The organism is Rathayibacter tritici (assembly GCF_002932875.1).
In the GTDB taxonomy this organism is placed as follows: domain Bacteria; phylum Actinomycetota; class Actinomycetes; order Actinomycetales; family Microbacteriaceae; genus Rathayibacter; species Rathayibacter tritici.
The window spans coordinates 1-3588 of record NZ_PSWS01000081.1 but is presented as its reverse complement, the minus strand read 5'-3'; the positions used below and the strand labels follow the sequence as shown (position 1 = coordinate 3588).

The following is a 3588-nucleotide window of genomic DNA, read 5'->3' as shown; positions in this document are numbered from 1 at the left end:
TCCCGCTGCTCTGATCCGGGACTTCAAATCTTGGATGAGCGGGCTCGCTGGGGTGCCTTCGGGTGGTCTTGGCGGTGGTTGTGTGTGCGACATGTTGATTTGTGGTTTCTTAAACTCATGTGATTTCAAGTTTTTAAGAGCAAACGGTGAATGCCTTGGCATCTGGAGCCGAAGAAGGACGTCGTAATCTGCGATAAGCCTCGGGGAGCTGATAAACGAGCTGTGATCCGAGGATTTCCGAATGGGGAAACCCCGCCAGGCCCCTTGTGGTGACCTGGTGACTCCCGCCTGAATATATAGGGCGGGTAGAGGGAACGTGGGGAAGTGAAACATCTCAGTACCCACAGGAAGAGAAAACAACAGTGATTCCGTTAGTAGTGGCGAGCGAACGCGGAAGAGGCTAAACCGAGTCATGTGTGATACCCGGCAGGGGTTGCATGGTCGGGGTTGTGGGACTTTTCGTCGTGTTCTGCCGAGCACGGAACGTTACAGCGCATCATAGACGAACAGGTTTGAATGCCTGGCCGGAGTGGGTGCGAGCCCCGTAGTCGAAATGGTGTTATGGCGTGAAGAGTATCCCAAGTAGCACGGGGCCCGAGAAATCCCGTGTGAATCTGTCAGGACCACCTGATAAGCCTAAATACTCCCAGATGACCGATAGCGGACAAGTACCGTGAGGGAAAGGTGAAAAGTACCCCGGGAGGGGAGTGAAATAGTACCTGAAACCGTTTGCTTACAAACCGTCGGAGCCTCCTTGTTGGGGTGACGGCGTGCCTTTTGAAGAATGAGCCTGCGAGTTAGTGCTCTGTGGCGAGGTTAACCCGTGTGGGGCAGCCGTAGCGAAAGCGAGTCCGAATAGGGCGTTTATAGTCGCAGGGTCTAGACCCGAAGCGAAGTGATCTATCCATGGCCAGGTTGAAGCGACGGTAAGACGTCGTGGAGGACCGAACCCACTTCAGTTGAAAATGGAGGGGATGAGCTGTGGATAGGGGTGAAAGGCCAATCAAACTTCGTGATAGCTGGTTCTCTCCGAAATGCATTTAGGTGCAGCGTTGCGTGTTTCTTGCCGGAGGTAGAGCTACTGGATGGCCGATGGGGCCCAAAAGCTTACTGACGTCAGCCAAACTCCGAATGCCGGTAAGTGAGAGCGCAGCAGTGAGACTGTGGGGGATAAGCTTCATAGTCGAGAGGGAAACAACCCAGACCACCAACTAAGGTCCCTAAGCGCGTGCTAAGTGGGAAAGGATGTGGAGTTGCACAGACAACCAGGAGGTTGGCTTAGAAGCAGCCACCCTTGAAAGAGTGCGTAATAGCTCACTGGTCAAGTGATTCCGCGCCGACAATGTAACGGGGCTCAAGCACGCCACCGAAGTTGTGGCATTGACATTAGTGGTAGGCCTTCGTGGTCCAGCCGTGTTGATGGGTAGGAGAGCGTCGTGTGGCGAGTGAAGCGGCGGTGTGAACCAGCCGTGGACGCCACACGAGTGAGAATGCAGGCATGAGTAGCGAAAGACGGGTGAGAAACCCGTCCTCCGGAAGACCAAGGGTTCCAGGGTCAAGCTAATCTTCCCTGGGTAAGTCGGGACCTAAGGCGAGGCCGACAGGCGTAGTCGATGGACAACGGGTTGATATTCCCGTACCGGCGAAGAACCGCCCAAGATAATCCAGTAGTGCTAAGTATCTGAATCCCTGTGATGGATCCCTTCGGGGTGAAGCGTTGGGCCTAGCGTACGACCCCGTGCTGGTGCGTTTAGCGTATTAACAGGTGTGACGCAGGAAGGTAGCCGAGCCGGGCGATGGTTGTCCCGGTCTAAGGATGTAGGGCGAACGATAGGCAAATCCGTCGTTCATGTAGCCTGAGATCTGATGGGTAGACGCAAGTCGAAATCGGTGATCCTATGCTGCCAAGAAAAGCATCGACGCGAGGTTCTAGCTGCCCGTACCCCAAACCGACTCAGGTGGTCAGGTAGAGAATACCAAGGAGATCGAGAGAATCGTGGTTAAGGAACTCGGCAAAATGCCCCCGTAACTTCGGGAGAAGGGGGGCCTGAGGCGTGAACGGACTTGCTCCGGGAGCGTTCGATGGCCGCAGAGACCAGTGGGAAGCGACTGTTTACTAAAAACACAGGTCCGTGCTAAGTCGCAAGACGATGTATACGGACTGACGCCTGCCCGGTGCTGGAAGGTTAAGAGGAACGGTTAGCCTCACGGCGAAGCTGAGAATTTAAGCCCCAGTAAACGGCGGTGGTAACTATAACCATCCTAAGGTAGCGAAATTCCTTGTCGGGTAAGTTCCGACCTGCACGAATGGCGTAACGACTTCCCAGCTGTCTCAACCGCGAACTCGGCGAAATTGCATTACGAGTAAAGATGCTCGTTACGCGCAGCAGGACGGAAAGACCCCGTGACCTTTACTATAGTTTGGTATTGGTGTTCGGTGTGGCTTGTGTAGGATAGGTGGGAGACTGTGAAGCGGGCACGCTAGTGTTCGTGGAGTCATTGTTGAAATACCACTCTGGTCACTCTGGATATCTAACTTCGGACCCTAATCGGGTTCAGGGACAGTGCCTGATGGGTAGTTTAACTGGGGCGGTTGCCTCCCAAAAAGTAACGGAGGCGCCCAAAGGTTCCCTCAACCTGGTTGGCAATCAGGTGGCGAGTGTAAGTGCACAAGGGAGCTTGACTGTGAGACTGACAAGTCGAGCAGGGACGAAAGTCGGGACTAGTGATCCGGCAGTGGCTTGTGGAAGCGCTGTCGCTCAACGGATAAAAGGTACCTCGGGGATAACAGGCTGATCTTGCCCAAGAGTCCATATCGACGGCATGGTTTGGCACCTCGATGTCGGCTCGTCGCATCCTGGGGCTGGAGTAGGTCCCAAGGGTTGGGCTGTTCGCCCATTAAAGCGGTACGCGAGCTGGGTTTAGAACGTCGTGAGACAGTTCGGTCCCTATCCGCTGCGCGCGCAGGAAATTTGAGAAGATCTATCCCTAGTACGAGAGGACCGGGATGGACGAACCTCTGGTGTGTCAGTTGTTCCGCCAGGAGCACCGCTGATTAGCTACGTTCGGAACGGATAACCGCTGAAAGCATCTAAGCGGGAAGCCGGCTTCGAGATGAGATTTCCATCCCTTCGGGGGAGAGGCTCCCAGCCAGACGACTGGGTTGATAGGCCGGATGTGGAAGACAGGACTAAAGACTGTCGGAGCTGACCGGTACTAATAAGCCGATAACTTGATAATCACTACACTCATACCGTTGTAAAGGCTGGTAGGAGTGGTCAGAGATTGCTTGCGTCCACTTTGTGGTTCCCAGAAGACGGGCACCCCGCGCGGTCCTTCGGGGCGGCTGCGGAACAATTGAAGACACGCACGGCGTGTAACCCAGATTTGACCATGCACTGCGAGGTGTGTGTGTCGCCAGGGTTACGGCGGCCATAGCGAGAGGGAAACGCCCGGTCACATTCCGAACCCGGAAGCTAAGACTCTCAGCGCCGATGGTACTGCAGGGGGGACCCTGTGGGAGAGTAGGACACCGCCGGACACCATTCACGATGGCCACCCAGAAATGGGTGGCCATCGCTGTTTAAC

The 3588-nt window shown here is 55.1% G+C and carries 2 rRNA genes; both read left to right on the top strand.

What is annotated here, in order from left to right:
* Positions 1–123 precede the first annotated feature (123 nt).
* Positions 124–3240 (top strand): 23S ribosomal RNA (locus tag C5D07_RS15005).
* Positions 3241–3424: 184 nt separating this feature from the next.
* Positions 3425–3541 (top strand): 5S ribosomal RNA (gene rrf, locus C5D07_RS15000).
* The last annotated feature ends 47 nt before the right edge of the window (positions 3542–3588 follow it).